Annotated in this window: 1 protein-coding gene and 1 pseudogene; one reads left to right on the forward strand and one right to left on the reverse strand. The window is 36.0% G+C overall.

Annotated elements, in window-relative coordinates:
- Positions 1-113 precede the first annotated feature (113 nt).
- On the forward strand, positions 114-890 hold the full coding sequence (locus GQR56_RS21175) for a nucleotidyltransferase domain-containing protein (protein WP_166115350.1): 777 nt from the start codon (positions 114-116) through the stop codon (positions 888-890).
- Positions 891-922: 32 nt separating this feature from the next.
- Here GQR56_RS21175 and GQR56_RS21180 read toward each other — a convergent pair.
- Positions 923-1,114, reverse strand: a pseudogene (locus GQR56_RS21180) (IS110 family transposase); the annotation flags it as partial.

A 1,114-nucleotide genomic window follows, 5' to 3' on the forward strand; every position in this document is an offset into this window, starting at 1 on the left:
AGCATACCAATAAAAAAGTTGAGTGAGGAGTATGCTTCGTTCAACAAGGTATTTATACGATACAAACAACGTAACGTATAAATACTAAGACGTTAACTGCCAAGGAGTATTCAGTGCGTACTGAGATATTAGAAAATCTTAAAACTCTAGAAATTAAAGAGAACATTAAAATACTGTATGCATGTGAATCAGGCAGTCGAGCATGGGGGTTCCCATCAGCTGACAGTGACTATGATGTTCGTTTTGTATATGTTCGAAATAAGGATTGGTATCTTAGAGTTGATCATGAATATTGTAGAGATGTAGTTGAAAAACCTATTAATGACTTATTAGATATCAGTGGTTGGGACTTGAAAAAAGCACTTAAGCTTCTTAGAAAATCAAACCCAGCTCTAATTGAATGGTTCAATTCGCCAATTGTCTATCAGCAAAATGATAAATTTACCGAGGCTTTTAAAGAGTTAATACCAATTCTCTATTCGCCACGCTCTTGTTTTTACCACTACTCACATATGGCGAGTGGAAATTTCCGAGAATATCTACAGGGTGAAACAGTAAGAATTAAGAAGTACTTCTATGTTCTTAGACCTATTCTAGCAATGCAATGGATCGAACAAGATCGCGGTGTTGTACCAATGGAATTTGAAGTGCTAGTAAATGAATTGGTGCATGATGAAACGCTAAAGTCTGCAATTCAAAAGTTACTCGAAGATAAGCGTAAAGGTTTTGAAAGTGCATACCTTCCTCGAATTGATGTAATTAGTGACTTTATTAGCTCAGAGTTAGAAAGATTTAAGGACAAAGCGCAAGAGCAACAAAAATCTGAAACAGATTTTAGTAAATTAACCCCATTCTTCATTGATGTTCTAAATGGCGAATATGGCAGTTAACAACACGCCCTGAGGTGGACGACTAGTAAAATTTAGCTATTAATTGCAAATTTTAAAAGTGGTGAACCTCTGCGTTTTAAGGCCGCTAAATACGTCGATTCATCGTAGGGTGTATTCGTTTTCCAACATCTAAATACAATCCTTATCCATTTAAATGCCAGTGATCTAATAATGCTGTTATGCGGCTTACCCTTGGCTTTTTGTTGCTCATAATACGCTTTAGC

This window comes from Pseudoalteromonas sp. Z9A5 (assembly GCF_011378875.1).
Classification (GTDB): domain Bacteria; phylum Pseudomonadota; class Gammaproteobacteria; order Enterobacterales; family Alteromonadaceae; genus Pseudoalteromonas.